Annotated in this window: 1 protein-coding gene; it reads left to right on the forward strand. The window is 60.8% G+C overall.

The genetic code is table 11. The features are described 5' to 3' along the window. Positions 1–270: DDE-type integrase/transposase/recombinase (locus AX756_RS24895; protein ID WP_156461706.1), on the forward strand; the 270-nt coding region annotated here is incomplete at its 5' end. Positions 271–332: the final 62 nt, after the last annotated feature.

The raw sequence follows: 332 nt of genomic DNA on the forward strand, positions 1-332 counted from the left end.
GGCGCGGCCTTGAAGGCGATTGGCGCCGAACAACTACACGAAACCGGCCAATGGCTGAACAACCGGGCGGAGAATTCGCACCTGCCGTTCCGACGACGAGAGCGGGCGATGCAACGCTTCCGGCGGATGCGAAGTCTGCAAATGTTTGCCGCCCTCCACGCCTCTGTCTCCAACCATTTCAACTCGGAGCGCAGCCTCTCCTCCAGAGCCAACTTCAAGAAAAACCGTACCGCTGCTCTTGCCGGGTGGCGCCGCCTCGGCGCGGCATAAGGGACAGCAGTCTTGCCCTAGTAGAGACGAGTTCAAACTTGTCTGATGGTGTGGACGGCTCC

It is taken from the genome of Aliiruegeria sabulilitoris, assembly GCF_001558155.1.
GTDB lineage: Bacteria > Pseudomonadota > Alphaproteobacteria > Rhodobacterales > Rhodobacteraceae > Tropicimonas > Tropicimonas sabulilitoris.